The 26,703-nt window shown below is 69.1% G+C and carries 21 protein-coding genes and 1 pseudogene; 8 read left to right on the top strand and 14 right to left on the bottom strand.

Annotation, left to right across the window (positions count from 1 at the left end; genetic code table 11):
• Positions 1–125: 125 nt before the first annotated feature.
• Positions 126–707: an SMI1/KNR4 family protein gene (locus F4560_RS15205; RefSeq protein WP_184920617.1), complete on the bottom strand. Its 582-nt coding sequence runs from the start codon at positions 705–707 to the stop codon at positions 126–128.
• 41 nt (positions 708–748) lie between these two features.
• A complete protein-coding gene (locus F4560_RS46590; RefSeq protein WP_376775297.1) occupies positions 749–1,477 on the bottom strand; it encodes an HTH domain-containing protein in 729 nt (242 codons plus the stop codon).
• Positions 1,478–1,551: 74 nt separating this feature from the next.
• Between F4560_RS46590 and F4560_RS15195 the strand changes: the two genes are divergently transcribed.
• A complete protein-coding gene (locus F4560_RS15195; protein WP_184920615.1) occupies positions 1,552–2,286 on the top strand; it encodes an alpha/beta fold hydrolase in 735 nt (244 codons plus the stop codon).
• 435 nt (positions 2,287–2,721) lie between these two features.
• Here the strand turns inward: F4560_RS15195 and F4560_RS15190 are convergent, their stop codons facing one another.
• A complete protein-coding gene (locus tag F4560_RS15190) occupies positions 2,722–5,400 on the bottom strand; it encodes an ATP-binding protein (protein WP_184920613.1) in 2,679 nt (892 codons plus the stop codon).
• 809 nt (positions 5,401–6,209) lie between these two features.
• Between F4560_RS15190 and F4560_RS15185 the strand changes: the two genes are divergently transcribed.
• On the top strand, positions 6,210–6,704 hold the full coding sequence (locus tag F4560_RS15185) for an RICIN domain-containing protein (RefSeq protein ID WP_184920612.1): 495 nt from the start codon (positions 6,210–6,212) through the stop codon (positions 6,702–6,704).
• A gap of 474 nt (positions 6,705–7,178) precedes the next feature.
• Here the strand turns inward: F4560_RS15185 and F4560_RS15180 are convergent, their stop codons facing one another.
• Positions 7,179–7,706: a hypothetical protein gene (locus F4560_RS15180; RefSeq protein WP_184920611.1), complete on the bottom strand. Its 528-nt coding sequence runs from the start codon at positions 7,704–7,706 to the stop codon at positions 7,179–7,181.
• A 102-nt stretch (positions 7,707–7,808) separates the two neighbouring features.
• Between F4560_RS15180 and F4560_RS15175 the strand changes: the two genes are divergently transcribed.
• Positions 7,809–10,616: an AfsR/SARP family transcriptional regulator gene (locus tag F4560_RS15175; protein ID WP_184920610.1), complete on the top strand. Its 2,808-nt coding sequence runs from the start codon at positions 7,809–7,811 to the stop codon at positions 10,614–10,616.
• Between the two features lie 471 nt (positions 10,617–11,087).
• Here the strand turns inward: F4560_RS15175 and F4560_RS15170 are convergent, their stop codons facing one another.
• The 4 genes from F4560_RS15170 to F4560_RS15155 form a co-directional block, all read right to left on the bottom strand.
• Positions 11,088–11,513, bottom strand: a complete 426-nt coding sequence (locus F4560_RS15170) for a DUF6325 family protein (RefSeq protein WP_184920609.1) — start codon at positions 11,511–11,513, stop codon at positions 11,088–11,090.
• Between the two features lie 73 nt (positions 11,514–11,586).
• Positions 11,587–13,296, bottom strand: coding sequence for a SulP family inorganic anion transporter (locus tag F4560_RS15165; protein ID WP_184920608.1), 1,710 nt, complete (start codon positions 13,294–13,296; stop codon positions 11,587–11,589).
• Positions 13,297–13,348: 52 nt separating this feature from the next.
• Positions 13,349–13,975: a hypothetical protein gene (locus tag F4560_RS15160; protein WP_184920607.1), complete on the bottom strand. Its 627-nt coding sequence runs from the start codon at positions 13,973–13,975 to the stop codon at positions 13,349–13,351.
• Between the two features lie 27 nt (positions 13,976–14,002).
• The gene (locus F4560_RS15155) at positions 14,003–15,424 is read right to left on the bottom strand and encodes an eCIS core domain-containing protein (RefSeq protein ID WP_246477807.1); all 1,422 of its coding nucleotides are present in this window, start codon (positions 15,422–15,424) and stop codon (positions 14,003–14,005) included.
• A 131-nt stretch (positions 15,425–15,555) separates the two neighbouring features.
• Between F4560_RS15155 and F4560_RS46585 the strand changes: the two genes are divergently transcribed.
• Positions 15,556–16,182, top strand: coding sequence for an aldo/keto reductase (locus F4560_RS46585; RefSeq protein WP_184920605.1), 627 nt, complete (start codon positions 15,556–15,558; stop codon positions 16,180–16,182).
• A gap of 138 nt (positions 16,183–16,320) precedes the next feature.
• On the opposite strand, the gene F4560_RS15145 is transcribed toward F4560_RS46585, so the two are convergent.
• From F4560_RS15145 to F4560_RS46575, 3 genes and pseudogenes are all read right to left on the bottom strand, one after another.
• On the bottom strand, positions 16,321–17,268 hold the full coding sequence (locus tag F4560_RS15145; RefSeq protein WP_184920603.1) for a hypothetical protein: 948 nt from the start codon (positions 17,266–17,268) through the stop codon (positions 16,321–16,323).
• A 323-nt stretch (positions 17,269–17,591) separates the two neighbouring features.
• Positions 17,592–17,990: a DNA glycosylase AlkZ-like family protein gene (locus F4560_RS46580; RefSeq protein WP_376775296.1), complete on the bottom strand. Its 399-nt coding sequence runs from the start codon at positions 17,988–17,990 to the stop codon at positions 17,592–17,594.
• Between the two features lie 43 nt (positions 17,991–18,033).
• Positions 18,034–18,708: pseudogene (locus F4560_RS46575) on the bottom strand (DNA glycosylase AlkZ-like family protein); the annotation flags it as partial.
• A 134-nt stretch (positions 18,709–18,842) separates the two neighbouring features.
• Here F4560_RS46575 and F4560_RS15135 point away from each other — a divergent pair.
• Positions 18,843–19,241, top strand: a complete 399-nt coding sequence (locus F4560_RS15135) for a tyrosine-type recombinase/integrase (RefSeq protein ID WP_221483501.1) — start codon at positions 18,843–18,845, stop codon at positions 19,239–19,241.
• 327 nt (positions 19,242–19,568) lie between these two features.
• Here the strand turns inward: F4560_RS15135 and F4560_RS15130 are convergent, their stop codons facing one another.
• The gene (locus F4560_RS15130) at positions 19,569–20,693 is read right to left on the bottom strand and encodes a phospholipase D-like domain-containing protein (protein ID WP_184920599.1); all 1,125 of its coding nucleotides are present in this window, start codon (positions 20,691–20,693) and stop codon (positions 19,569–19,571) included.
• A gap of 129 nt (positions 20,694–20,822) precedes the next feature.
• Between F4560_RS15130 and F4560_RS15125 the strand changes: the two genes are divergently transcribed.
• The 3 genes from F4560_RS15125 to F4560_RS15115 all read left to right on the top strand — a co-directional run bounded on the left by F4560_RS15125 (position 20,823) and on the right by F4560_RS15115 (position 25,137).
• Complete coding sequence (locus F4560_RS15125) at positions 20,823–22,391, top strand: helix-turn-helix domain-containing protein (RefSeq protein WP_184920597.1); 1,569 nt, start codon at positions 20,823–20,825, stop codon at positions 22,389–22,391.
• Positions 22,392–22,832: 441 nt separating this feature from the next.
• Positions 22,833–24,083, top strand: coding sequence for an IS4 family transposase (locus F4560_RS15120; RefSeq protein WP_184916321.1), 1,251 nt, complete (start codon positions 22,833–22,835; stop codon positions 24,081–24,083).
• A gap of 199 nt (positions 24,084–24,282) precedes the next feature.
• Positions 24,283–25,137, top strand: coding sequence for a DUF4253 domain-containing protein (locus F4560_RS15115; protein WP_184920595.1), 855 nt, complete (start codon positions 24,283–24,285; stop codon positions 25,135–25,137).
• Between the two features lie 319 nt (positions 25,138–25,456).
• On the opposite strand, the gene F4560_RS15110 is transcribed toward F4560_RS15115, so the two are convergent.
• Entirely contained in the window at positions 25,457–26,056 is a 600-nt protein-coding gene (locus F4560_RS15110; protein WP_376775295.1) for a dihydrofolate reductase family protein, read from the bottom strand.
• A complete protein-coding gene (locus tag F4560_RS15105) occupies positions 26,017–26,529 on the bottom strand; it encodes an erythromycin esterase family protein (protein WP_246477806.1) in 513 nt (170 codons plus the stop codon). Before F4560_RS15105 ends, F4560_RS15110 begins: the two co-directional genes overlap by 40 nt.
• Positions 26,530–26,703 lie beyond the last annotated feature (174 nt).

Raw genomic sequence — 26,703 nt, 5'->3', positions numbered from 1 at the left:
GGTGACCCCCAACTGTGCGCCATCGTGTTCGGTGGTGGAACCCACCCGCCCGTACGGCGCTGACCTCAGGTCGGCCGAGCGGTGGCGCAAGGCGTTCGAGAAACACTGACCGGCCCGCGCGGAGCTCAGCCGGGTGCGGTGTGCCGGCGGACGGCCCGGTCGAACCAGTGCCGCCACGGGGACGCAAGCCACTCGGCGAACCCGACCGGCCGCCCGTCCTCGGACCGCAGCGGCACGATGTCGTCGCAGGCGGACCGCCGGTCGAACCACACGGTGCCCCGGGACGGCCCCGTGACCACGAGCAGGACGCAGAAACCGCACCCGTAGTCCTGCAGGCACACGGCTCCCGCACCCCACCGCCGCCCCAGTTCCTCGCCTTCCCGGTCCCACGCGTCCCAGGAAGGGTCGTCCCGGTCCGGCTCCCGCGCGTCGTGCTCGGCCCACCAGCGCTCGACCGAGTCCTGGTCCGGGAACGGGGTCGGCAGCATCTCCAGGTCGGTCTCGGTGTCGCTGTCCCAGCGCCACCCGTCCGGTCCGCGGGCCAACCGCCGCACCCGTCCGTTGCCCGCGCTCACGTGGAGCAGGAATTCCCGGTACTCGTCCGGGAAGCTGATCTTCAGCTCCGCCTCGGCTTCGGCGACTTCCGCGGCGCTCAGCGGCGGCGCGGGCGTGCGCTCGTCCTCGGCCCAGGTCCACCGGATGCTCACCCTCGGCAGTCTATGCAGTGTCCTGCAATTCGTCATCGCAGTCAGAGGACGATGGCGGCGATGGTGAGTTCGGCCTGGTAGTAGGCGGCTCGTTTGGCATAGCGGGTGGCCAGGCCTCGGAACTGCTTGAGGCGGTTGAAGCAGCGTTCGACCACGTTGCGCCGCTTGTAGCGCTCCTCGTCGAAGGCCGGTGGTCGTCCGCCGCGTGAGCCCCCGGGTGGCGCGGTGGGCGATCTGGTCGTTACGTTCGGGACAGGTGAAGGTGATGCGGCGGGCCGTCCGCGGTCCACAACCGCGATGTCGATCCCTACGGCGGCTTGGGCCAGGGCGAGCAGAATGCCGGCCCCTGGGGCTTGCCCGATGACGGCGTTGCCGGTGAATGCGAGGGATTCGCGGATGGCGGCGAGCGGTTCGCGCAGCGCCTGCGGCAGCACCCGCTCGATCTTCGCAAGGGCGCCAGCACTGGCCGGCACCGCGGTGCCCATGCCGAGGCGTTCCGCGGCGACCAGGCCCAGGACAACGGCAAGTGCCTCGTCGTTGATGAGGACCAATGGGGGCATTCGGTATCCGCGGGCCAGTCGGTAGCCGCCGTAGCGGCCGCGTTCTGCCTCCACAGGGATACCGAGGTCCCGCAGGTGCGCGGTGTATCGGCGCACGGTGCGGACGTCGGTGCCGAGGCGGTCGGCCAGTTCGGCTCCGGTGAGTCGGGCGTGGACTGGAGGAGTTCCAGCAGCGTCAGCACACGGGTGAGGGGATGGGACGTGGATCACTCAATGTTCTAGGGCGGATTGTGTCCTGTATTGAACTTACGCTCCCGGCAGACACCGCACTTCAGGGAGATCACATGGCTACCTTCGTATTGGTTCCCGGCGCCTGGCTCGGGGCATGGGCTTGGGAAGAGACTGCTCGCGCTCTGCGGGAGCGCGGCCACACCGCGGTAGCGGTGACGCTGACGGGCTTGGCCGAGCGCGCCGACCTGGGCGGTCCTCAGACGAACCTGAGCACCCACATCAGCGACATCACCGATCTGGTCGAGCGGCAGGACCTGCGTGACATCACCTTGGTCGCCCACAGCTACGCCGCCGCTCCGGTCACCGGGTCCGCGGGACGCCTCGGCCACCGGCTGGAGCGCGTGGTCTACGTGGACAGCGCCCCGTTCGCCTCAGGCATGTGCATGCTCGACCTCATGCCACCGCAGGTAGCCGACCAGCTGCGTCAGCAGGTCAACGCGCTCGGCGACGGGTGGCAGCTGGCAATGCCGCCGATCGACATTCTCGGCATGTCCAGCAGCCTCGACGGACTCGACGAGCCCGAGCTGGAGCGTCTGCTCGCGCGTGCCACCCCGCATCCGTTCGGCACCTACACCCAGCGCCTCGCCGACCCTGCCGACCCTGGTCCCGGCGTGGACCGCGTCCTGATCGCCTGCCACGACTTCAAGGCCCTGCTCGATGCCGGGATTCCGATGCTCGCCTACCTGAACCAGCCGCCATGGCGGCGTTTCGACTTGCCCACGGGGCACTGGCCGATGCTCTCGGCGCCCGCCGAACTAGCCGACCTGCTCGACGCGGCCGTCTCCTGACCTCGCCAGATCGGCGCAGCCGCATGCCCTGACCACACGCGGTGTACGACTGTTGCGGGCCGGTGCCCAAGCGCTGGCAGGCGAAGTACGGGACGCTACGGCGGAAGCAGTCGTGCAGCGGGTCTTCGTCGTCCAGGCGCAAGACACGACGGCAGCCGCCCTGGGCCCGGTTCCGCGAGGAGCTCGACGAGCACTGCATGCCGAAAATGTCGTCCGCAGGCCGTGGACCGCGGTGTGCCGCTGCAGGGCTCGTTCCTCCGCGGCCTGGGTGCGTCGCGCCCTGGCGGACGGCTTCAGCGTAGGTGGCCGAGCCGCAAAATAGGGCTGCGGCGGGCAATTCAGGACGCGGCGAAACCGGTAAGCCTGACTTTCTCATGAATAGGCGCTACGGGTGCTGCCGCCCTCGGAGACGCCGAGGACTCGTGGTTGGAGGCGTCATGGACACAGCCGCGGCGGGGTGATGTCGGGGAAGTGGGTGGGCCAGTCGACGGTGAGCGGTCGTGTGCACGCCCTGCGGAGCACCTGGTCGAAGTTCGTGTCCATGCGCCACACCGTGTCCGTGGGGGCCGTGATCGCGTGCAGCTCACCGCTGTCGGGGTGGTAGCGGGTGAGAGTGAAATTGATTCCCTGTGCCTGCAGCGAAAGCAGCGCACGGCCGCGTGACAGGTCCCACAGCGACACCCGGTCCCGGCCCGTCGCGGCGATCGCGTGTCCGTCGGCCGAGAACGTGACAAGGCGTTGTTCCGGTCCGAGTATGACGTCGATAAGTGGTGTGGCAGGCGCGGTGACGTCCAGCACGACCAGACGTGACGTGGTGTGGTTGACCACCGCGACATGGCCTGCCGGGCCGATGGTCGGCTCAAGTGGCGCGTCGGCATTCATGAGGACGGCGGTTCGGTGCGGTGTGCCGTCCAGCGTCCACACTTCGACGTCGCGGCGGTCGCCGTCGTGGCGGCGGACTATCACTGCGCCGGTTCCGTCGGGCAACGGCATGGCGGCTTCGACACCTGTCCCCGGGAGGCGCGTCTCGATTCCGGAGCGCCACACCACGGCTTCGCCGTCGACCACAGCCGTGAGTACATCGCCGTGCGTGTCCAGGCTGTGCACGAGTGGCAGCGGTGGCAGCGGCACCGGCCTGGGTGCGTCGAGATCGGTGACGTCCCACATGATGTCTCCGCCACTGGATTGCCTGGTGACCACCCGGTTTTCGTCGGCGCTGACCAGGTAGGGGAAGTTGATCGGTTTCAGGCGTCCCGCACGCCGCCACCCTGAGCCGTCCCGCGCCCACAGTTGCGCCGCGTCGGCCTCCAGCGTGATCGCGACCCGGTCGCCGGGTGGCCGGATCAAATGCCCCAGGTCGTTGTCGCGGTTCGCGTTCGCGCCGATGGCGGCGTCGGCCAGGATGAGGGCGTCGTGAGCTTCGGTTGTCGGCGCCACGCGGTAGCCGGCGAGTGCGAGGACGGCCGCGTCGAGTGGGTTGGTGTGCAGCAGCTCGGCTGCTTTGTCGGCCGCCCGTTGTGACAGGGCGTGGTTGCGTAACCGCGTCGCCTCCCGTTGCGAGGTCACGGCCAGCACGGCGGTGCCCGCGGACACCAGGACCAGCACCACCAGACACGCGACCAGTCGGCGCAGCCGGCGCAAGGCGCGCCTGCGGTCTGCGTCGTGGGCACGCTCGGCGGCTACCGAGGCGTCGACGAACTCCCGCTCGCGCGCGTTGAGCCGGTCGAGCAGCTGCCGCGCCTGCTCCAGCCGCGCACCGCGGTAGAGGGTGTCCGGGTCGCGGTCGTGCGCCAGCCACGTGTCGGCCGCCTCGGTCAGCCTGCGGTGCGCCCGCAGCGCGTCGCGGTCCTCGTCGAGCCAGCCCGCGAGCCGCGGCCACGCACTCAGCAACGCCTCGTGCGCGAGCTCGACGCTGTCTTGGTCGAGGATGATCAGCCGGGCCGCCGACAGCCGGTCGAGCAGCGCGGCGGGTGTGTCGACCTCGGCTCGCCGCACCCGCCTGCCGGTGTCCTGGGTGCCGTCACCCGGAGCGCTCAGCCGCAGGAACAACCGCCGTGCCGCCGTGCGCAGCCCGTCGGGCAGTGCCTCGTAGAGCTCGTCCGCCGACCTTGCCAGGGCGTGCGTGACGCCGCCCGCGTCCGTGTAGCCCGACAGCGACAGCGTCATGCCGCGACGCCGTTGCCACGTCTCCACGAGCGCGTGCGACACCAGCGGCAGCGCGCCCGGCTGTCCCGCGACGTCGGCGACCAACCGGGCCAGCAGCGCCGCCTCCACGGTGGCACCACGCTGCGCCGCCGGTTCGGTCACGATGCGGCGCAGTTCGTCGGCGGTCATCGGCCCGACCATGAGCTGAGCCCGGTGCAGTGCGGCGACCAGTGCCGGGTGTTGCCCGCAGTGCTCGTAGAAGTCGGCGCGCACCCCGATCACCACGCGAGTGGTCGCCGATGTGGCGTGGGTGATCGCCTCGACGAGCCAACTCCGGTCCGGCGCGGCGCAGAGCGTGAAGACCTCCTCGAACTGGTCCACCACGAGCAGCACGTCATCCCCTGCCGCGCGGAGCAACCCGCGCAGGACCGCCGGGTCTGCGGCGAGTTCGGCCCGCACGTCGACGGCAGACCGGTCGAGCAGCGCGGCAACCCGCACCGCGACCTCGGTGACCGGGTCCGCTCCCGGTGCCACCACGACGGCCGTGCGCCCGCCCGCCGCGACGAGCCCGGCACGCAGCAGCGAGGACTTGCCGGAGCCGGACGCGCCGAACACCCCGACGAAGGGGCGTTCCGCCACGAGTTCCAGCAGCGACGCGAGGATCGCCTCCCGGCCGAAGAACCGTTCGGCGTCCGCCACCTGGTAGCTGCGCAGGCCCACGTACGGCGGCTCGTCGTCGGCGGGCTCGGGCTCGACGGCCAGGTGCCGCCATCGCGCGGTCCAGTCGCCGACGTCGCCGCCACACGCGCGGACGAACGCCCGCGTCAGGCTCAGGCTCGGCAATCTGCGGCCCGCCGTCGCCTCCGACAACGCCGCGGCCGAGTAGTTCGCCCACGATCCCAGTTCACGGTAGGAGGGCGAACCGGCGCTGCGGCGCAGGCGCCGTAGATCCCCCGCGAATTTCAACAACGGTGTGTCCTCGGCCCTCAGCGGCCGTTCACGAGGTGGCACGACCCGTGATTGTCGTGCACCCGGTGCGGTGCTGTACAGCCGCCGTAAGGGTGTTCAGGACTTGTTGTTCACATTGCGACGCCGAACCTGAACACCCATCGCCGCCCTAGCGTCTACCACGTTCGTTCCGCTCGTCGAAGGGACATCAATGCGTACGAAACACGCCCTGCCGGAATTTGCGCCGGACCCTGACCCGTTGACCGAGGCCGCGGCCTTCACGGGCCGGCGCGATCCTCGGGCTCGCGCATCGCGTCGACATGGACGCTGACCGGCCAATTCCAGCAGTCGGGCACTGGCCGCTGCCTGTTCGCAGGCGCAGCAACGTTGTCGCTGCCGGCGTCTGGGCCCGGCTTCCGATCAGCAGGCCAAGGCGGTGATCGTGGTGATCCAGGAGCTGGGGCGCCCGCTCGACCCGGTGGCTTTCACGCTCCCGCAGAAGCGGCGACTCTGAACGCGTGTTCCGCCACGACCGCAGCGATTCGGGGGCCTGAGCGGGGCGGACCGCGGCATCCCGCTCACCGCCGAACCGTCGGTGAATGAGTTCACCGACGACGCAGATGAACACCGCCGGCAAGTACGCGAGTCGCCCGTGCCGGAACGGCGTCCCGAGTGAGGGGTCACCGTGCGCAAGATCGACGATCGTGTCGGCGACCCCATAGGACAGGGGCACTGCGGTGCCTCACCGCTGCCCATCACGTCCGCTAAGAACACCCGCCGTATCGGCGACGACGTTCATCCCCTGATTTCACTGATCCAAGAGAGGGTCAATGCACATCTTCTCGGTAAAGAAATTCGCCGTTGCCATTGCCGTCGCGGCGTCGGCGTTCGCCGCGAGCATCACGTTTGTGCCCCCGGCGGCGTCGGCTGCGACCATCGCTGTTAACGAGCAGATCACCGTCTTGCGGAGCTGGGCGACGGGAAGGTGCTTGGACAACAACTTCGCCGGTAACGTGTACACCCTCCCCTGTCAATCCGGGAACAACTTCCAGGACTGGCATCTGATCCCGATCCCAAGCTTGGGTCGCTGGCTGGTGCGAAACCCGGCCACCGGAATGTGTTTGGCCACGAACCGTCCGGGTGCAATTTACACCACTGCTTGCATTCACAATTGGACGATGCACTGGGATATCCGGGAGCGCGAGCCCAGGGTCTATGTCTTCAGGGCTCCGGTAGCGGGCCAGTGCCTCGACAGCGACAGGGTCGGTAACGCGTATACGCACGTATGCGGAAGCAACTTCCAGGACTGGAAGAACGGCTTCTGACCCGTGTTCCCGGCCCGTTGACCGCCAGCCGGCCCCAAGCACGCCGCGCGTCAGGGTGAGTCCGACCGTCCAGTAGCGTGTCGCGGCTGAAGTTCGAATGAAGGTGGCGTCATGGCCGGCCGGGCGCGCCCACTTTAGTTGAACAGGAGAAGCGGTGTTTATGGTTGTTACGGGTAGTTGGAATCGATTCAATTCTTCGCTGACAACCATAAACCCACCCCGCTGACGTTTTCTCGGCGAAATGGTCTGGGGCGAGTCGCCAATTGGATGGTGAGGCGCTGACCTGTGGAAGGACGTGAGCCTCTGGTCGGAACAGGTCTGCGAAGATCTTGTCCCGGACACCAGAGGCTCACGATGGTCGCCTATTCCGCCACGCTCGACCGTCTCTTCAGCCTCCCGCGGATCGCCCGTCGCGCCGACGGCCTCCCCCGGCGCTGCCGGGGGAGGCCGTCCTCATGCCTTCGAGCGGACGTGTCAGCAGCGGCGGATGTACCGGACCGCCCACCTCGCGACGGTTTCACCAGGGATGGTCTGATCGGTGAAAACCTCCAGGGGTCCCCTGAACGCGGCCCCGAACCGCCAGGCGCCCGCCCAGTAGTAGGCATCGGCGCAGTATCCAACGCCGATGTAGAAGGACAGGGCTCGGCTCCAGTAGAGGGGGGTGCCGTCCGTGCGCCGATGGCCAGGCAGGATCGCCTGGTAGTTACCGGCGACGTTGTCCTTCGACACTCCGATGCCAGTGGCGTTCTCGTTGCTGATGTAGCTCGTCAGCGCCAGCGGCGTGACGGGAGAACCGGTGTCCGCGGCCGAAACCGAGCCGTCCGTTCCCACCGTCAGCCACCGCGTGGAAGTGTTCGACTCGGCGCTTGCGGGGGCGACCAGCGAAATCGCGGCGACCACCGGCAAGAACAGCATCACCAGCCTCCGTGCCAGGACCTTCGTCGTCCTCATCGTGCCCCTCTCCTTGTCCTGTGGCGTGCCACCCGTGGTCCGGACGGTCACGGACCCATCGTCTGGGGCCGTTCGTGTGAATTACCCGTGATTTCCCACAACGCGCTGGTCAGGGGCGGTAGGCCGGCTTCCGGGTCAGCTTCACGGGGGGCGATGGTGGAGTTCAGCATTCTGGGCGCGGTGTTCGCGCTCGTGGACGACGTGGTGGTCGATCCGGGACCGGCTCGGCAGCGGTGCGTGCTGGCCGCGCTGGCGGTGGACGCCAACCAGGTGGTGTCGGTCGACCGGCTGATCCAACGGGTCTGGGGGGAGCAGCCGCCGCTACGGGCCCGGCAGACGCTGGTGAACTACGTATCCAGGCTGCGCCAAGTGCTGGCCGCGGACACCGCGGACACCGCGGCCATCGTGCGGCGCTCGGGCGGTTACTCCTTGGCGGTCCGGCCGTTGGCGATCGACCTGCACCGCTTCCGCGACCTGCGTTCCCGTGCCCTCGCCGAGGACGACCGGCGGGCCGTGGCGCTGTGGGAGGAGGCACTGGGGTTGTGGCGCGGGGACGCGCTGACCGGCCTGGACGGCGACTGGGCCGAGGCCGAACGCGACCGGCTGCACCGGGAGCGCCTGGACGCCGAGTGCGACCTCACCGACACCCTGCTGCGACTAGGACGCGGCGAGGACCTGGTGGCCAGGCTGTCCACGCGCGTCGCCGAGCATCCGCTGGACGAGCGCGTCGCCGGCCAGTACCTGCTGGCCCTGCACCGCGCCGGGCGCACCGCCGACGCATTGGCCCACTACCGGCAGGTCCGGGAACGGCTGGTGGTGGAACTGGGCAGCGACCCCGCCTCCGCCCTGCAGGACCTGCACCGGCAGATCCTGATCGCCGACCCCCAGCTGACCGACATACCCACGAGCTCGGCGGTCGCGCCGGCGGTGCCCCGGCAACTGCCCGCAGCGCCTGCGCCGTTCGTAGGCCGCCACGAGGAACTGGACCTGCTCGACGCCACCCTGCGCGACACCTCTACGACCACGGTGGTCATTTCCGCCATCGCCGGCGCGGGCGGCATCGGCAAGACCTGGCTGGCCCTGCACTGGGCCCACCGGCACGCCGACCGTTTTCCCGACGGGCAGTTGTTCGTGGACCTGCGGGGCTTCGGCCCCGCCGGCACACCCATGGATTCCACGGTGGCCGTGCGCGGCTTCCTTGACGCCCTCGGCGTCGAACCCGGCCGCATCCCGGCCAGCCTGCACGCCCAAACCGGCCTGTTCCGCAGCCTGGTGGCGGGCAAGCGGATGCTGCTCGTACTCGACAACGCCGCCAACGCCGCCCAGACGACCCCGTTGCTGCCCGGCAGTCCGACCTGCACCGTGGTCGTGACCAGCCGCAACCAGCTCCCCGGCCTGATCACCGGGCACGGCGCCCACCACGTGCGCTTGGACGTGTTGTCCGATGCCGAGGCGCACACCGTGCTGACCGACCGGCTCGGCCTCGCCCGGGTCACCGCCGAGCCGGCGGCGGCGAAGGCACTGATCGGCTTGTGCGGCGGGTTCCCGCTTGCGCTGAGCATCATCGCGGGCCACCTTCACACCCGTCCCGATCTCCCGCTGGCCGCGCTCGCTGTGGAATTCCGGGACGTCGGCCTGGACGTGCTGGACGACGACGACCCCGCCGCCAGCTTGCCCGCTGTGCTGTCCTGGTCTTACCAAGCCCTCATCTCCCGACAGGCCACCGTGTTTTCGTTGCTCGGTATCGCACCCGGCCCCGACATCGGCCTGCCAGCCGCCACCAGCCTCACCGGCCTGTCCCCGGACGAGACCAGGACGGCGGTGCACGGCTTGGCACAAGCGTCGCTGATCAGCCAGGACTCGCGCGGGCGGTTGCGGATGCACGACCTGGTCCGCCGCTACGCCACCGACACCGCCCGCCGGCTGCCCGACGAGGTGCGGGACGCAGCGCTGCGGCGGGTCGTCAACTTCTACCTCCACACCGCCTACACCGGGGAACGGATTCTGGACCCCCACCGCCCACCGATCCGGCTGGACACGCCCGAACCCGGCACCCGACCCCATGTACTCCCGGACACCCACGCGGCCTTCGACTGGTTCGACACCGAGAACCTCAACCTGCTGGCAGCCCAACACATCGCCACCACCCACCGGTGGTACGCCGCCGTGTGGCAGCTGACCTGGACGTTGACCACGTTCCAAAACCGGCGGGGACACAGCCACGACCAACTCGCCGTGACGCGGACCGGACTGGCGGCCGGCAGACACCTCGACGCACCTGCCGTCCACATCCTCACCCAGCGGCTGGTGGGCATGGCCTACGCGAGCGTCGGGCGGTTCGACGAGGCGGTCGAGCACCTGCACCAGGCACTCACCCTGGCCGAACGCCACGACGATCTCCTCAACCAGGCACGGAACCACCGAGGGCTCGCGTGGACGTGGCGGAACGCGGGAGACAACCACAAGGCGTTGAACCACGCCACCCGCGCCCTGGACGTCCACCGCTTGCTCGACAACCCCGTCGAGGAAGCCCTCTCGCGCTGCCTCACCGCCTGCTATGCCGCACTGGTCGGCGACTACGACCGAGCGTCCGAACACTGCGAGGTCGGGCTCCTCCAGTGCCGCAGGTACGGCATCCGCGAGGGCGAGGCCGCAATCCTCACCACCATGGGCTACATCAGTCACCACACCGGCCATCACCACCGGGCGATCCGCGACTACCACGCGGCCATCACCCTGCACCGCGACATGTGCGACACCTACCACGTGGCCGACGACCTCGCACAACTCGGCCATCCGCACACCGCCCTCGGCCACCACGACCGCGCCCGTGCGGTGTGGCAAGAGGCGCTGGAGCTGTACCGGGAACAGGGGCGCGACACCGACGCCGAACGAGTGCGCCAACAACTCGATGGACTCGACCACGCGGATGACCAGCCGTCAACCGAATCCGTCAAGTAGGTCCCAACAACGCCGTTGCGGCCGGGCGTTGCCCAGCTGCCGTTCCAGGACAGTGATCTGGTGCCGTACTGCCAGGATTCCCGTGTCTTTGTCCGGTCGCTCAGGGGTAGCGGGCGCAGCAGCGCGAACGCGTTGGTCACACCGAGATAGGCCAGTCGGAGCAGCCCAGCCGGTCATCATGCCGTGCTGGTTGATGGCGCGGCGGATGACAACCGTGCCCGCGAGCGCTTCCAGGTCTTGGGCTTCGCGCGTCTTCTACCTGCATGGATGAGGTTGTCGGCAGGCACAGCGTTCTGCTGCGGGGCGACCGGTTGGGATGGGGCGGGTGGCGGGTAGTCCGCGGCCTGGTGCCGCCGCACCGCGCCGGTGACGGCGCTGGCCGTGCCCGCGACCACGGCGGTCCTCGCGGCGGCGCGCAGCAGCCCAGGGCCCCGGCGCGGGCCGAACGGTCGAATCAACACGGAAGTCTCCTCACTGGCTTCGAGCATGGGCAGCGGCGGCCTCGAACACCTCGTCGGCCACGCGGTGGTGGGCCACGACCCGTCCCCCCGCAGCCGACAGGGCGGCGGCCAGACGAGCGGCCCAGACGTTCTCCCAGACCAACAGCGCCGCCAACGTCCCGGGCGCGAGGTGCTGCGCCACGTCGTCCACGTCGTCGGTGCTGAGCAGTCCGCCGACCTCGCCATCGAGCACGTCGAACGCCCCGGCCTCGCTGCGGTCCAGCTCGGACAGCTCCACCAACGCGACCCGCCCGTCACCGTCCTTCTTGACGAACACGAGGTCGACGATGCGGATCACGCCGCTGACGACCAGTTCCTGGACCACGGGAACGATCCCGCCGTCGAAGCGGTCGCCGGGAAATTCGATCACGATGTGCTCGACGGGGCCGCGGACCATGGCGGACCTCCTTCTGGTGAGCTGGACACGATCGGTGCACCGTGCCGTGCGGAGGGCGCGACCGGTTCCCCCGTTACGGGTGAGTTCGGCCGTCGTGCTCGACGAGCCACGCCTCGGCGTCGCGGTAGGCGGCCAACGTGGACTGCCCGATCAGGTCGGTCGACTCGAAGACCCGCACCGGTCCGGACAGCAGGGCTCCGCCGGCCCGTCGGAACGCGGCGGCCACGTCCGGTCGGAGCCCGGACACGTACAACCGACCACCGACGGCGTCCAGCCGCCGGGCGTAGTCGGCCACCACGACGAAGAACGTCGCCCCGAACGACGTGCGCCCGCGCAACCGCAGCACGACCACGGGGGAGCGCGCGCCGGTCGGATCGGGCAGGCGTGCCCGAAGGGTCTGCGCACCGGCGTAGAACAGGCTGCCGTAGACGTCGAGCACGATCACGCGGTGCCCGGCCAGCGTCGTGGGCGCGGGTCGTTCGACGAATCGCCCGTCATCGCGCGGCACGAGCCGCACCACGGCGAGGTCGAGCGCCTCCCGGTTGAGCTGGAGCAGCAGCGACAGCGCCACGCCGACGCCGATCGCCGCGGCGACCGGCAGGAACAGCGTGGCCAGGAACGTGGTGATCATGGCGATCCGGGACACGCGGCCGGTGCGCAGGACCGTGAGCAACTCGCGCGGGCGCAGCGAGCCGATCGCCGCGAAGACCAGTACCGCGGCAAGGGTCGGCATCGCCACCAGCCCGACGAGCCCGGAGAACGCGACCAGCACCACCAACATCCACACGCCCGCCCAGATCGAGCCCCAGCGGGAACGCGCGCCGACCGCCACGTTCAACGCGGTCTGCCCCACCGAGCCTCCCACCGGTTGGCCGCGGAACAGCCCGGAGGCGATGTTCGCGACGCCTTGGGCGATGAAATCGCGGCTGGTGTCCGCACGCGAGCCGTCGCGGTTCGGCGTGGCTTCGCTCACCCCGGCGCCTTGCACCAGGACGATCGCCGCCACCGCCACCGCACCGACCACCAAGTCCAACGACAGCAGGCTCAGGTCGGGCAGCGCGGGCAGCGGCACGCCGGACTCGATCGCGCCGCCGTCGTGGACGAGGGCGACGTCGATGCTCGCGAACGCCACCACCGCGGTCGGCACGACCAACGCGACCACGGCGCCCACGACACCGAAACGGGTGCGGGACGACCCGACCAGCATCGCCAGCGCGGCCACCCCGACCAGCAGCGACGGCACGTCGACGCGTGACAGGTGCCCGAAGACGGCGACAGCTTTGGCGATCGGCGTCGACCCCGACGCCTCGACCCCGACGAGGTCGGGGAGCTGACCGGCGACGATGTTGACCGACACCCCGGTCAGGAAGCCGAGCATGACCGAGTGCGAAACGAACCGCGTGTGGCGGCCGAGCCGCGCGAGTCCGGCCACCACGGCCACCAAGCCGGCCAACACGGTGAGCAGGAACAGCGCGTCGGGCCGGTCGGCCGGATCGAGGTCGGCGACGGCGGAACCCGCGGCCAGCGCGGCGGCACCGGTAGTGGTGATCACCATGAGCCGGGTGCTGGTGAGCGAACCGCCGGCGATCGGCCCGGCCACGCAGGCGTACAGCCCGTGCGCCGGGCTGACCCCGGCGAGGACGGCGGCCGCCATCCCGTTCGGCACGCTACTCAACGCGCACGGGAGGCCCGCCAACAGATCCCGTCGCCAATGGACGCCCGGTAGCACCGAGTGCCCCCACCGGGTCAGGCGGGCACGCACTAGCGGTGACCACCGGCTCATCGTTGTCCCCGCCGACGTGCCGAACCACTTCGACGCACGTCCGCCTCCTAGGTCACCGCACAGGGGCGAGGCCACTGTCGTGTTCCGCGCGTGCCCGGTCGTCACCCGGCACGGGTGAGGCTCCGGCGGTCGCGGTGGGGCAGCATGGTGCCCGTGGAGATGACGCGGCCGGACGGCGCATTGCGTGATCGGCTGCCCGTGCCACCTCAACGAGGAGGCTCGCAACGTTCGAGTCTGGGCGCTGGTCGACCGGCATTCCCGGCGGGGCGGGGCGGGACGAGTACGGATCGTTCGTGCACTGCGTACCTACTACCGGCGCGGCCTCGCCGGGTGTCCAGAACGCGGGGACGTCGGTCAGCGTGTCGGTGTGGCGCAGGATGTGGCTGGCGCAGGACTGGGAGCCCAGCCACATCCGCGAGACCGGGTCGAGCTCGGCAGCGATCTCCCTTCCGGCGGCAGAGCGGGGCAACTGCTCGTAGACGGTCAGTTGCCCCCGGCTGTCGGACAGGGTCACGTCGTCCAGCAGCGCCTTGTCCAGGTTGGCGACCGCCCACAGGATGCCGAGGGTGAGGAGACGCTGGGCTTCCTGTGCCCGGCGCACCGGGACGGCGGGCTGGTGCTGCCGGTGGAACCCGCGGTGGGCGGCGTGCTGCGGCCGATCGAGGCGGAGGACCCGCACGCGGCGCCCGCTGACGGGCCCCACCCGTCAGCGGGTCAGGGCCGCTGTCGCGGAGAGCCCGATCAGGCGGTCGGAGTAGTGGCTGACGTTGAGGATCGCGCGCTCCGCGGCGTCGTAGAGGACGCCGTAGAACTCGTAACGCTGCACGATCGGGTACTGCTTGAAGTCCGACTTCACGCCCGGGGTGTCGACGTTGATCAGGCGGACGACCTCCTCGCCCTCCTTCTCCTCGCGGTAGAACTCCTTGTCGGGTCCGTCGTAGGACCACTTGGCCGCCGCGAAGTCCTCGTCCAGGAGCTTGACCAGTCGCGCCTGGTAGGCCGCGTCGTCGTCCGTCCCCTTCCCCATGTCGGGGGTCTCCACCACCGGGGACCAGCTCACGTAACCGGAGACCGTGCGCTGGCGGTTGACCTGGCTGCTGGGGTAGCCCTGGTACATCTTCACCGCCTTGACGAAGCGGATGTAGCGCAGGTTCGTGGCGTCCCGTCCCTTGACGTCGAACCCGACCTCGTGGGTGACGTTGACCGCGTTGCCGCCGCCGAAGGTCGACGGTTTGCGCCGCGGGTCGCCCATGTCGACCGTCGAGGCCACCGACTGGTCCTGCTGGACCAGGCGTTCCAGCTGTTCCAGGAGTTCGGGCGGCAGTCCGAGGCTCTCGTCCTCCGCCCCTCGTGTGATCGACGTCTTCCCCTCCTCCTGCTTCGGGAGGATGGGGCGGTTGCGCATCGTGTCCAGCGCGTCGACCAGCTCGACGCGCTGCACCGGCACGTCACCGGCGTGCGCCGCCGCGGCGCCTCGGGCCGGCGCGGCGGCGGTCTCCCGCTCGTCCACCGCGGCGCGCTGGACCGGCGCCGCGCCGGCCATCACCTGTTCCGCGCCCGCCGACGCCGCGCGCTCGAACCGGTCGGACGGGTCGCTGACCTTCGCCCCGCGGCCGTTGTCCGTGCCCTCCACCGGCCCTTGGCGCTGCTGCACCACGTGCAGCAGCTCGTGCGCCAGCCGCTTCTTGCCCGGCACGGTGGCGGGGTCGTACTGGCTGCGCTGGAACACGATGTCCGAGCCGGTCGTGAACGCGTGCGCCTGCACGGACTCGGCGGCGGCGTGGGCGGTGGCGTCGGTGTGGATGCGCACGTCGGAGAAGTCGTGGCCGATCCGTCCCTCCATCTCCGAGCGGACGTCGTCGTCGAGCGGCCGGCCCGGCGAGCCGACGCTCCGGGCCACGGCGTCGCGCTGCACGGTCTCACCGCTGCCGCAGCACCCGTCCGCGTGCTCGTGCCGGGCCAGCCGCTGGACCACGGCCGCGTTCCCCACCAGGCGCTGCATGGCCAGCACCGCCTCCGGGGTGGTCGGCCCGGCAGGCGTCACCAGCGACCTACCGGCGACCTCCTCGCGCTCCTTCCCCTGCGCCTTCCTCCCCGCGCTCCCGGCCCCTTGCCCGTGTTGCCGCATCGTCAAGCCTCCTGTCGCGGTCCTGGGGGTGATCGTCACCTCCGGACCGCCGGCGGGGGAAGGCCGGAAGGCGCAGACCGGGGGCAGGACCGGTGGCCCGAAGGGCAACGGTGGGACGACTTGGGAGGACGATGCCCCCGTGCCCCGGCGAGCGGGTGCTCGCCGGGGCACGGGGGCGGTGCCGGGACCGCTCAGGACGGGGGTGTGGTGTCCACCACGTCGGGGCTGCTGCGCAGGGTGATGGGCTTGAGCAGCAGGGCCGCGAGCACGCCGACCACCGCGATGCCCGCGGAGATCAGGAAGATGTGCCCGGTGGCGTCGCCGTAGGCGGCGCGGACGATGTGCTGCACGGCCTCCGGCAGCGCGGCGATGTTGAGGCTGCCGCTGCCGCCGCCGGCGGCCGGGATGCCCGCCGCGGTCAGGTCGCGGGTGATGGCCGCGTCGACCCGCCGGGCGAGCACCGCGCCCAGCACCGACACGCCGATCGTGCCGCCGAGCGACCGGAAGAACGCCACGGTCGAGCTCGCCGGATCGACCTGTACTACCTCCACCGCATCGACCCTGCCGTGCCGGTGGAAGACCAACTCGCCGTGCTCTCCGACATGCAGGCCGAAGGGAAGATCCATCACATCGGCCTGTCCAAGGTGGACATGAGTGACGTCCGCAAGGCCAACAAGTTGATCGAAGTTGCCGCGGTGCAGAACAAGTACAACATCTGTTCGTGCGGGTCTGTCGGGGCAGTGAGACTTTCTGCGTAAGTTCTCGTGACTTCGGGTGATCAGGTTGTTGATCAGGTGGTCCGGCCGTGCTTGTGACGGAGAAGGACCAGGTCGGCTGCGACGATGTCCCCGAGCCGCCATGGGTTCCGAGTACGACCGGACGAGTGCCTGACAGGGTCAGTCGGGTAGGCGGATCTGGTGCCTCAAGGCGTCGTCGAGGTCGTTGTCGGCGATGCGGGCGCGTTGCCGGATGGTCCTTGGCACGTTCTTCCTGATCGGGTGGAACTGCTTCACCGTCGGCTGCCACCCGTAGTCGAAGGTGATCAGTACCGGCACGGGGTGGTCGGCGTCGACGTTCGGCGGAAGTGGGTCGTAGTGGGGCAGTCGGGGGAGCGTGGTGGGGATGGCCCTGGCGGAGTGTTCGGCTTTGACGGCGTCGCGGAACGCGGTGTAGTCGGCCGTGCCGTGGGCCAGCAGGACCAGTCGCCTCGGCGACCTGATCACGTGCAGCGTTTCGACGAACTCCCAGACCGTGCCCGGTGTGGGGGTGGCGGAGAGGACGACCAGGTGCGCGTCCCGGATGAGTTGGGACACGGTGGTCTGCCAGTCCGGTCCGGTGATGTAGCCGCGTTGAGCGCCCAGCGGGGGCACGCGTTCACCGGGGCGGCCGATGGTGACGACCTTGCCGTGGCGGCCGAAGTACCGGATCAGGTGTTCCTCGCGGGTCAGGCCGCGGCGGGACAGGAGGATTTTGAGCGGGTTGCCGGGCGGGTCCGGAGAGGTGGCGAGGGCGGTGTCGGTTTTGAACGACCGCAGGTACAGGACGTAGCGGGTGCCGGAGAGGGTGTCGAAGGAAGTCACGGGTCGGGTGCGGAACCGCTTGCCCCACACGGCGGTCAGGTGGCCGATCTCGAAGACGACGACTCCGACGACACCGGCCCCGATCTTGAGCAGGATGGTCGCTGCCCAGCCCATGTCGGGGTCCTCCAGCAAAAGGCCCAAGGCCTGCCGCGGCAGCACGAGCGCACCGCTGAACAGCACGACGCCCACCGCGCGCAACGCCCAGCCGATAATGGCCAGGACCGTGCCGGCGGTGAGGTGCCGGACCGATAATCGCCGTTCCACGGCAGGGATCGTATGACGGCGTCGGCGGCCACCGGGGCCGGGTCGGAGAGGGCCGGTCGGGCGGGTCTGCTGGTGAGCTAGGGGACCTGGCCGGGGTGAACGGCGGGTCGGGCAGGTCGGCGCGCTGGGCGTGGCAGCGAAACATCACCGGCGCAGAATCACTGAGAAAGCGCAATCAGATACGAGAACCTACATGTCCTTTCCGCATTGAGGTGATCACTTTGGCGGCTTCTTCCTGTGACTTCCGTGGTACTGGACCACCCCAGGTGGCTTGTCCTTCCGCGGTAGTTGATGCTCCGGCGTGGTGGGGTTGCCAGCGCCGATCAGGTGGTCGGCGCACCGACCGGGGGCGATGTGTCCGCGGTGTTAGGCGATGTTGACGATTCTCTTGAGTGGTCGGTCGAGGATGCGGGCGAGTCGGGCGGCTTCCGTGTCGAGGGCCTTCCGCGGCGGGTTTCCCTCTCTCCGAACCATGTCACTGTGAGGTGGTTCGCCGTGACGGTCCATGTGCCACTCACAGTGCCGCCCGCGATCACGAGGTTCGCCTTGCGCGTGACCGGTGTGCGGCGTGCCGGTGGGACGACATGCTGGTCCTTGGTGCCCGGGCCGATGACCCACTGATCGTGACCGGGCAGCAGTCGCACGGCGTTCGTGGGCGGCGTCGCCAACAGGTCGTCGAGGTCTTCGGTGAGGATGTAGGCGGTCTCGCCGTCGATGGTCAACGCCGTCAGCTGGTCGTCGAGAGCCGTGAGCCGTGAGCCAGGAGCGGAGGCGTTTGCGGCCGGCGCTGAGTCCGGCGCCGAGCCAGTAGTGGATGTGTTCTTCGGTTGCCGGGCCGTAGGCGCGGAAGTAGGACGTGATCGCGTGCGGCCCGGCCTCGTCGAGATCCCAGATCCCTGCCCAGTGCGGGTTGTCGTCGAGTCGCTGGAACGTGTGTCGTCCGTCGCGTGGTGGCCCGAAGCTCATGTCGCCCTGCCAGGTGAGCGGCTTGATCAGCGTGTCGGCGCCCTGGTCGAAAACTGGGCGTAGGTGCCGGTAGGCCGCCTTGCGTGTCACCGCGGCGCCTAGGTCGGCGACGGTCAGTGGCCCGTCGGCGAGTGCTTCGCGAATCGTCTCGCGAAACGCCGGCCAGTCGGCGGGCTTCAGGTCGTAGTACTCCTGCCAACTGGGGATTTCCCACTGGCGACCCGACGCCCGCAGTGCGAGGTAGGCGCCGCCGTCCTCGGCAGACAAGTAGTGCGTCGCGCCGCGGAACGCGAACGACTTGATGATGCGTCCTTCGTCGAGTGCGCGAGCGACCTCGCCAGGACCGGACCGGAGACGTCGTGCTCGGACAGCGAGCTCGGCCAACCGCTCGTCCATCGCCAAGACGGCGCCGAGCCTGCCCACCACGGCCTCGACGGACTCCGTTCCGGCCGGCTCCAGCAGGTGCCTCCGCATCCGCCACGCGAGGGCCTGCGACCAACTGATCGTCATGTTCGCAGCCTAAAAGCAGATCTGGACGATCCGCAGCCGGAAACCGGCCCAAGGCACACAGTCGGTGGTCCGGGAACGCTTCCCACGCTAGCGGGAGGGTGATCACGGCGCGTCGGCGGTCGGAGATGGACTGGATCGTCGACGTTCTCGACCACTACGTCACCGAGGTCCGTCCGCGGTTCGACGTCGGCCGGCACCGGGCGTTCTGGGTGACCGAACGGCGCGGCCGGTTGTCCAAGCGCAGCGCCAACGAGGCGTTCGAGACCGCCCGCCAGGCCGCCGGGCTGCCCGAGGAACTCGACCTGCACAGCCTCCGCCACTCCATGATCACGCACCTCGTGGAGTTCGATTACCCCGAGAGATTCGTTCAAGATCAGGCAGGGCACAAGGTCGCCGCCACGACGGCGATCTACACGGGAGTGTCGGATGAGTACCGCAACCGACTGCTGAAGAGCAAACTCACCGCCCGCCATGCCGAACTCTGGGAGAAGCCGTGATCAAGAAGATGGGGATCCGCTGGAACCTGCGCAAGCTCATGGCCGCCCACGACAGAAGAGGACGTTCGAGCGGTGGCAGGAACCGACGACGCACGACGACGTGACGTGCTGGCCACCCAGCAACCGGCGCTGGCATCCGCGACCGCGACGCCAGCGCTGGTCAGGCCCTTGTCTCCGGCGAGGAATAGCGCATGGTTGGAATAAGTACCCTCCACCAGTAACGGTCGTCGCGCCTGCACGATCCTGCTGCCGGGCGGGGAGGTGTACCTGGGGAGGTGTACCTGACACCCGACGGATTCGTGCGTCCATGCGAGGGCGGCAACCAGGTCACAGTTCCATGCCCCACGGGCAGTTGCCGCGGTCGCGCTCCACCGCCCGCTCCTTGATCGTCTCGAAGTTGGAGACGAAGCTCGCGTACGTGGACGGCCTGTTCATGATCCTGAGGACGGTCTCGTCGTTCAGGCTGAGCGAGTTGGTGTTGAGGTTGTGGCTGCCGGTCCACACCACCCGCTGGTCCGCCGCGCCGCTGTAGTGGCCCTGGATCATCAGGTTCTTCTCGTGGACGTAGGGCTGGAGGAATCCGAAACCCCATGCCCGGACATTCTTGTGCCCCACGAGCATCTTGCAGGCCGTCTCGTGGAACTTCGCGGCGATGATCTCGATCTCGCACTCGGCCTCGGCGAGCCGCAGCAGCTCCTCGGCGACCTCCGTCCGGCTGAACGAGTAGTTGGCGATCCGGATCTTGGTGCCGCCGTCGCACTTCACCGCGCGCAACGTGTTGGCGAAGGTGTCGCCGCCGTCGCCACGCGGGTAGAAGTAGGCCTTGACCCCCTCGAACTCGCGCGGCTTGCGGTGGTCGTAGTAGTTGTTGTCCCGGTTCTCGGCGAGGAGATCCTCCACGTACCCGCCGTAGTACTCGTATAGGCCCTCGTTGTTCGTCTCGGTGTACCAGGAGTTGAACGTGTTCTTCGCCGAGTCGTCGTTGAGGTTCGCGGTGCCGACCGAGACGACGTTCTTGGCGCCGAGTGTCTCGGAGAACAAGAAGAACTTGCTGTGCATACGGCCGCTTCCGATGCACGCGTTGCTGCCGTCATCTGTGCAGATGACAGCGCGTGACCCGTTGCCGGCCTCCTTCAGCCTTTCGAGTAGTTTGTCCGCGTCGTCGTTGGCCGCGTCGTAGATCACCGTGACGCGGATGCCGTTCCTGGAGGCGTTGAGGAGGGTGTCGATTACCCGGCGGTCCTCGAACACCATGGCGGCGGCGACGATGCTGGAGCCCTTCTTGGCGCCGTTGATCATCTCCACCAGGTGTTTGACGATCCGGTCCTCGCCGTCGCCGCGTGGATTGTTGAACACGGGTTGACTGGTCAGTTCGCGTGGTGCGGCCGCGGCGGTGCCGGTGAGGACGAGCAACCCGGCGATGGCTGCGGCGGCGACTTTTCGCAGATGCATACGCCTCACTGCGCCCGTCCCGCCGCAGGCTGGGCAAGCGTTTGGGACGGTGGGACGAAAAGTCGGGTGTCACCTGCGCGAACGGGTACCCCCTCGAACGGGGAGCGGAACGTTCGAGGGGAGAAAGCGATGGGGCGGACGGCGTACCAGGCGGATTTCGCGGAACGGCTACGCGCGCTCAAAGATCGCAGCGGCCGCAGCTATCACGCACTGGGCAAGCGTTGCGGAGTGTCCAGCTCGACGCTGCACCGCTACTGCACCGGTGGCGGGGTGCCCGCGGAGTTCCTGGTGGTCGATCGGTTCGGCAAGGCGTGCGGGGCCGGCGGGGAGGAACTGGCCGAGCTGCGCAGGTTGTGGATGTTCGCACTGGTGCGGCCGGAGCCGGAACCCGCGGTCGTCACGCCGGTTCGCCGGTCCTTCGGGTGGCGGACCCCGGTCGGCGTCGCGGTGGTCGTGTTGCTGACGTTCGGCCTGGTCACGGCCAGTCGTCCGGTGACGCCGGCGGTGCGGCAGACCGGCGCGAGCTCGGTGCCGATGTGGACCGACAAACCCATCGGCGTCGGCCGGGAGTTCGTCGGTGTCACGAAGAATTCCACGTCAGGGGAGATGCCGGCGTTCGGGGTGGGCGCGGTGCGGCTGTGGAACTCGGGCACGCGGTGGGAGAAGCTCGAGCCGGAGCGTGGCCGGTTCGAGTGGTTCCGGCTGGACCGGCTGGTCGAGCCGGCGCGGGAAGCGGGCGTGCCGGTGCTGTTCACCCTGGGTGGCACACCGGCGTGGGCGAGCCCAGACGGACCGGAGACCGTGTTCGGCGACGGCTCCCGGACGTCACCGCCGGACGACCTCGACGACTGGGATCGGTTCGTCGGGGAACTGGCGCGCGTCTACCGGGGCCGGATCGACGCGTACGAGTTGTGGGACGCGGCCAACCACCAGCGGATCTACAGCGGGTCGGTGGAAACCATGGTCGCGATGACCGAGCGGGCGGCCCGCGTGATCAAGGCGGCCGATCCCGCCGCCGAGGTCGTGTGTCCCGGCATGGCCGAGCTGTGGGAGCCACACGCTCTGCGGTGGCAGGAGCGGTTCGCGGAGTTGGGCGGCTACCAGCACTGCGACGTGCTGGGCGTGAAGCTGCACCAGCGCTGGTCAGCCGACCCGCCGGAGCGGATGCTCGAGCTCGCCACCGAGATCGACAGGACGCTCTACCGCGCGGGCGTGCCGGAGATGCCGCGGTGGAACATGGGTCAGGGCTTCGCCACCGGGGTGGAGGAGCGGCTGGACCCCGAGCTGGCCGCCGACCACGCGGTGCGTTTCTACCTGGTCAGCCTGTACGCCGAGTACACACGGGTGTACTTCTACAACTGGGGCAGCGACCGGATCCCAATCGTGCTGCAGCCCAGCGGCGGCATCCCGACCCGTGCCGCCCGGCACGTCGACGAGCTCGGGTCGTGGCTGAGGGGCGCGCGGAACACGTTCTGCGGCAATGGGGCCAAGCTCGGCCTGCCCGACCACGTGTGGCAGTGCGGGTTCACGAAGGACGGCACCGAGTTCCAGATCGTGTGGACCGACGGCCCGGCCGTCCCGCTCACGCCGCCCCGGGGTGTGGAGGCGGTCGAGGTCATCGACGGGGAACGCCGGCCGGAGCCGCCAGACGGATCGGTCGAGATCACGGGCCGCCCTGTGGTGTTGCGGCTGACCTGAGTCAGAGGTGAGCCGACAGGAAACCGTTCGCTCGCGTCACGGCCGGTGAAACTGGTGACATCGCGTATTCAACTGTCGCCAGTTCTGGGGGCGTGTAGTGGTGCGCGTCGCGGAGACCGATCCGGACGGGTTCCCCGAGAGCGCTCGCCCAGCGGTAGAATTGCGCGCTTCAGTTCAGTCGTCCGCCGGCTGGTTGGTATGTCGGAGAATTACCGGGCTTCACCGGTCAGGCTCTGGTGACATCAGGGCGGTGAAAGGCATCCGGTCACGGCGAGGAACCTCTCGACCAGACGTGGGCGATGCTCCATGCGTTGCTCGTTGGATCCTGCTGCGCACCCGGACCCACCTCCCCGTCGCGTCACGTCGACCCCAATGCCGCTTAGTTAGTGGCCTTGGTGTGCGGGTTGAGGCGAGTGGATTGGTTGGCAGTACTGTTGATCAGTGCCGTCTGCTCGCCGTTTCACCGATGGGATCAGCATCGGTGTGCTGGCCCGTGTGTTCGACCGGGATCTGGTGGACGAGGTGCTCGCGGAAACGGGGCGTCGGGAGAGGCGGTCGCGTCTGCTGCCCGCGCGGGTGGTCGTCTACTACGTGCTGGCGCTGTGCCTGTTCTTCGATGACGGTTACGAAGAGGTGATGCGCAAGCTGGTCGACGGTCTGCGGTTTCTGGGCACGTGGCGGCAGGGGTGGACGGTGCCCACGACGGGGGCGATCTCCCAGGCGCGGGGGCGGTTGGGCGAGGCGCCGCTGCGGGTGCTGTTCGACCGGGTGGCGGTGCCGATGGCCCATGCCGGAACGCGGGGGGCGTGGTTTCACGGGTGGCGGGTGATGGCGGTCGACGGTGTCGTGCTGGACTTGCCCGACACGGCGGCCAACGTAGCCGAGTTCGGCAAGAAGCCGCACAAGGGCGGGCAGAGCCCGTTTCCGCAGGTGCGGATCATGGGGCTGGGCGAGTGCGGCACGCATGCGATCGTGGCGGCGGAGTTGGATTCCTGGCGGGTGCAGGAACGCGGCTTGTGCGAGCGGTTGGTGGCGGCGTTCGAGCCGGACATGCTGGTGCTGGCCGATCGCGGTGTGTTCTCCTACGACTTGTGGCAGCGGGCGCGCCGGAGCGGGGCGCAATTGGTGTGGCGGGTCCGTGACGATGTGGACCTGCCGGTGTTGGGGTGGCTTCCCGACGGGTCCTACCGCAGTGAGCTGCTGCCCTCGAAGGTCAAGGCGGACCTGAAGCGGGGCAAGCGGTCGCGGGCGCCGGAGGGGTCGCGGTTGCCGGTGCGGGTGGTGGAGTACTCGGTGACCGACCGCGGCGGGCAGCCCGAGATGATCCGCCTGGTGGTGTCGATCATGGATCACGAGGTGGCGCCGGCGGTGGAGTTGGCGGTGCTGTATCGGCAGCGGTGGGAGTTCGAGCTGACCCTGGACGAGATCGAGACCCATCAGATGCCGCATGGCAGGGTGCTGCGGTCGAAGTCCCCGGAGTTGGTCCGGCAGGAGATCTGGGCGTTGCTGCTGACCCACTACGCGGTGCGGGCGTTGATGTTGGAGGCCGCCGAGGGCCTCGGTCCGGACGACGGGCCCGACGTCGACGGGTTGTCCTTCGTCCGAAGTCTCAACGCTGTGCGCCGCCAGGTCACCAACCAGGCGGGTTTTTCCCCCTCACCGCCTGAAGAACGCGATCATCGAGACGCTTGAGGAGATCCGACACCGACGCGCCCGGGGCCGCCGCCACCGCTCCTACCCACGCGTGGTCAAACGCAGCAACGTCGGCAGCAAGCTGATCAAACGCGCGCACCACACAGGCACCCGCTACGACCGGCCACCTGGCATCCACCTCTTCGGCAAGATCACTAACTAAGCGGCATTGACGTCGATGATCGGAGACACTTTCACAGTGCGAAACGACCTCGACCACATTGAAACGGCGTTCGTCGGCACTCCGCTGGCAGGCCTGCCGATCGGACATGGCCCGTCAGGCACCGTGCTCGTCGCCGATATCGACCCCAACCGCCTGCACGAGACTTGGCAGGCCGCCGACGCCCTGGTGCCGATCACCGGACGCCGGCCCGTCATGGTCACCGACGACTTCGGCGACACGCTGCGGATCCGACCCGAGCCCGAGCCGGGTCCGCCGGAGTCGGAGCTGTGCGCGTTCGCCGAGGCGGCCGAGTCTTCCGAACCCTGGCTGGCCTATCGCCACTACAGCGAGGACGACAAGGTCGACAAGGGCGAGGTCGAGTACTACGCGCGTGGCATGGCCGGCGTCGACCTGACGGCCCTGGTGTCGGGTGTGGCGCTGCCGACTTCGCGCCAGGCGCTGGAGCGGACGCTGTACGACCGGCTGCTCGCCGACGCCGACCTGTACGCCGAGGTGCTTGACAGCGTGCGGTTCGTGACGCAGACCGACTACTGGTACACGCCTGAGAGTGTCCTGCTCATGTTGCTGCCTACCAGCGACGTCCGCAGGTCGGGGTACTGGGTGGACTTCTACGGTGCGCTCACCCGGGAGTACCGGCAGAAGCTCGCCGAGGTGCTGGCGCAGTGGAGTCACCGGTGGGACGCCCGCCTGGTCGCGTCGTGGAGCACCATGCTGCAGTTCCAGGTGGGTCGTCGCCCGGCACCGGGTGAGGAGGCGTGGACCGCGGCCGGCCAGCTCAAGGCGCTCGCTCCGAACCTCGACCTGAGCCGGTGGGAGGTCGCGGTCGCCCTGTCCGCCGGTGACGCGTGGTTCGTGCACAACCGGCCCTGACAAACTCGACCAGACCGTGACCCGCCGAGTTCGGCAGTCGCCTGCGGATGCGACGCAACTGCGACAGCTTGACGGTTTACACGACCACGGTCGGGCTGGTGCGCACCCTGGAGGAGCCGGGGTTCCGGCCGCCGGAGCGACGGTGGCGTCCCGGCGAACGGTTGGGGATGTAGCAGTATCCAGGCACGGCCCCGTATTCGTCATAGCGTGACTGCCAGTGGTTGATCATGTTCCTCGTCAGGGCGCCTCGACCGCTCGTCGGCATGTGCGGACGTCTCGGAGTGGGGGAGACCGCTGGAGAGGGCTGCCCAGTCGCCTGCTAGCCGAGGACGGACTTGTAGCGCAGGAGGACCGCACCCGATGCGAAGGTGCGGTTCTCCACCAATTCCAGCTTCAGCCATGTGTCCAGTGACGGGAAGAACGGTGTGCCGCCGCCGATCGCGACCGGCGTGACCAGCACGTGGAACTCGTCCACGAGACCGGCCCGGATCAGGGGCGCGGCGAGCGTGGCACCGCCCACCTCCATCAGGCCTTCGGTCTCGGCCTTGAGCCGCCTGGCGACCTCGACCACGTCACCCCGTTCCAACCTGGAGTTCCAGTCGACCGATTCCAGGGTCCGGGAGAAGACCACTTTCGGCATCGCGAGCCACAGCCGGGCGTACTCGGCCTCCACCGGGGGCACGTCGGGTGCCTGGCCGGCGGTCGGCCAGTGGGCCGCCATCAGTTCGTAGAGCTTGCGCCCGTACAGCGACAGCGCGATCTGCCCGGTGCGGTCGTTCCAGTACTGGTGCAGCTCGTCGTCCGGCGTGCTCCAGCCGAGGTCGCCGTTCGCGTCGACGGTGTGCGGATGTCCGGGTTCGCTGGAGTCGGGTTCAGCGGTCAGGCGCGCGGGTTCGCGGGATCGATGAAGGTGTGCCACGGAGTAAGGGCCAGGGACTCGCCGGTGCTCGCGAGTAGGGCGTCGAGGCTGTCGGGTTCCTCGAACGGCCCGATGTCGTCGAAGAAGACCTCGGTGTGGCCGGGTGGGTCGTCGGGAATGGGGCGGTGCAGGAACATCCGGCCGCCGTTGTTCGTGGTCGCGATGACCATTATCGCCTCGCCGAGGGAGCGGGCCAGGTGCTGGATGTGGCCGTTGGCCGCCCCGATGACGATGCGCTCCTCCCGGTCGAGGATCCACTCGACGTTGTCGGCCATGGCCGCGTCCCGGATGTTGGTGCCACGGTTGGCGCGTTCCGCGCCTCCGAACACGCCCCTGAGGAACGCGTCCGCGTGCCGCGCGGTGACCGCGCACTGCAGGGCGATGTCGGCGCGTGCTGGGTCCGCGACTGAGTACAGGACCCGTATGGCCTGGAGTCGAGCGCCAGATAGGCGTGCAGCGCGGGCGCGGGCCAAGCCAGCCGTTACCCGGACATCATGAGCTTGGCGCGGGCTATTGCCGAGCCGGCCAAGGAATGCCAGGTGATCGTGCTCTCACACTACGGTCAGCTGGAGAAGTCGTCCGCCGTACCACCGCGACAACGGCCAGAAGGCGCTACCACCGCTACTAGTTGGCCATCGGTGCTGATC

Source organism: Saccharothrix ecbatanensis (assembly GCF_014205015.1).
In the GTDB taxonomy this organism is placed as follows: Bacteria; Actinomycetota; Actinomycetes; order Mycobacteriales; family Pseudonocardiaceae; genus Actinosynnema; species Actinosynnema ecbatanense.
The sequence above is the reverse complement of the archived record's forward strand: the minus strand, read 5'-3'. Positions and strand labels throughout refer to the sequence as shown.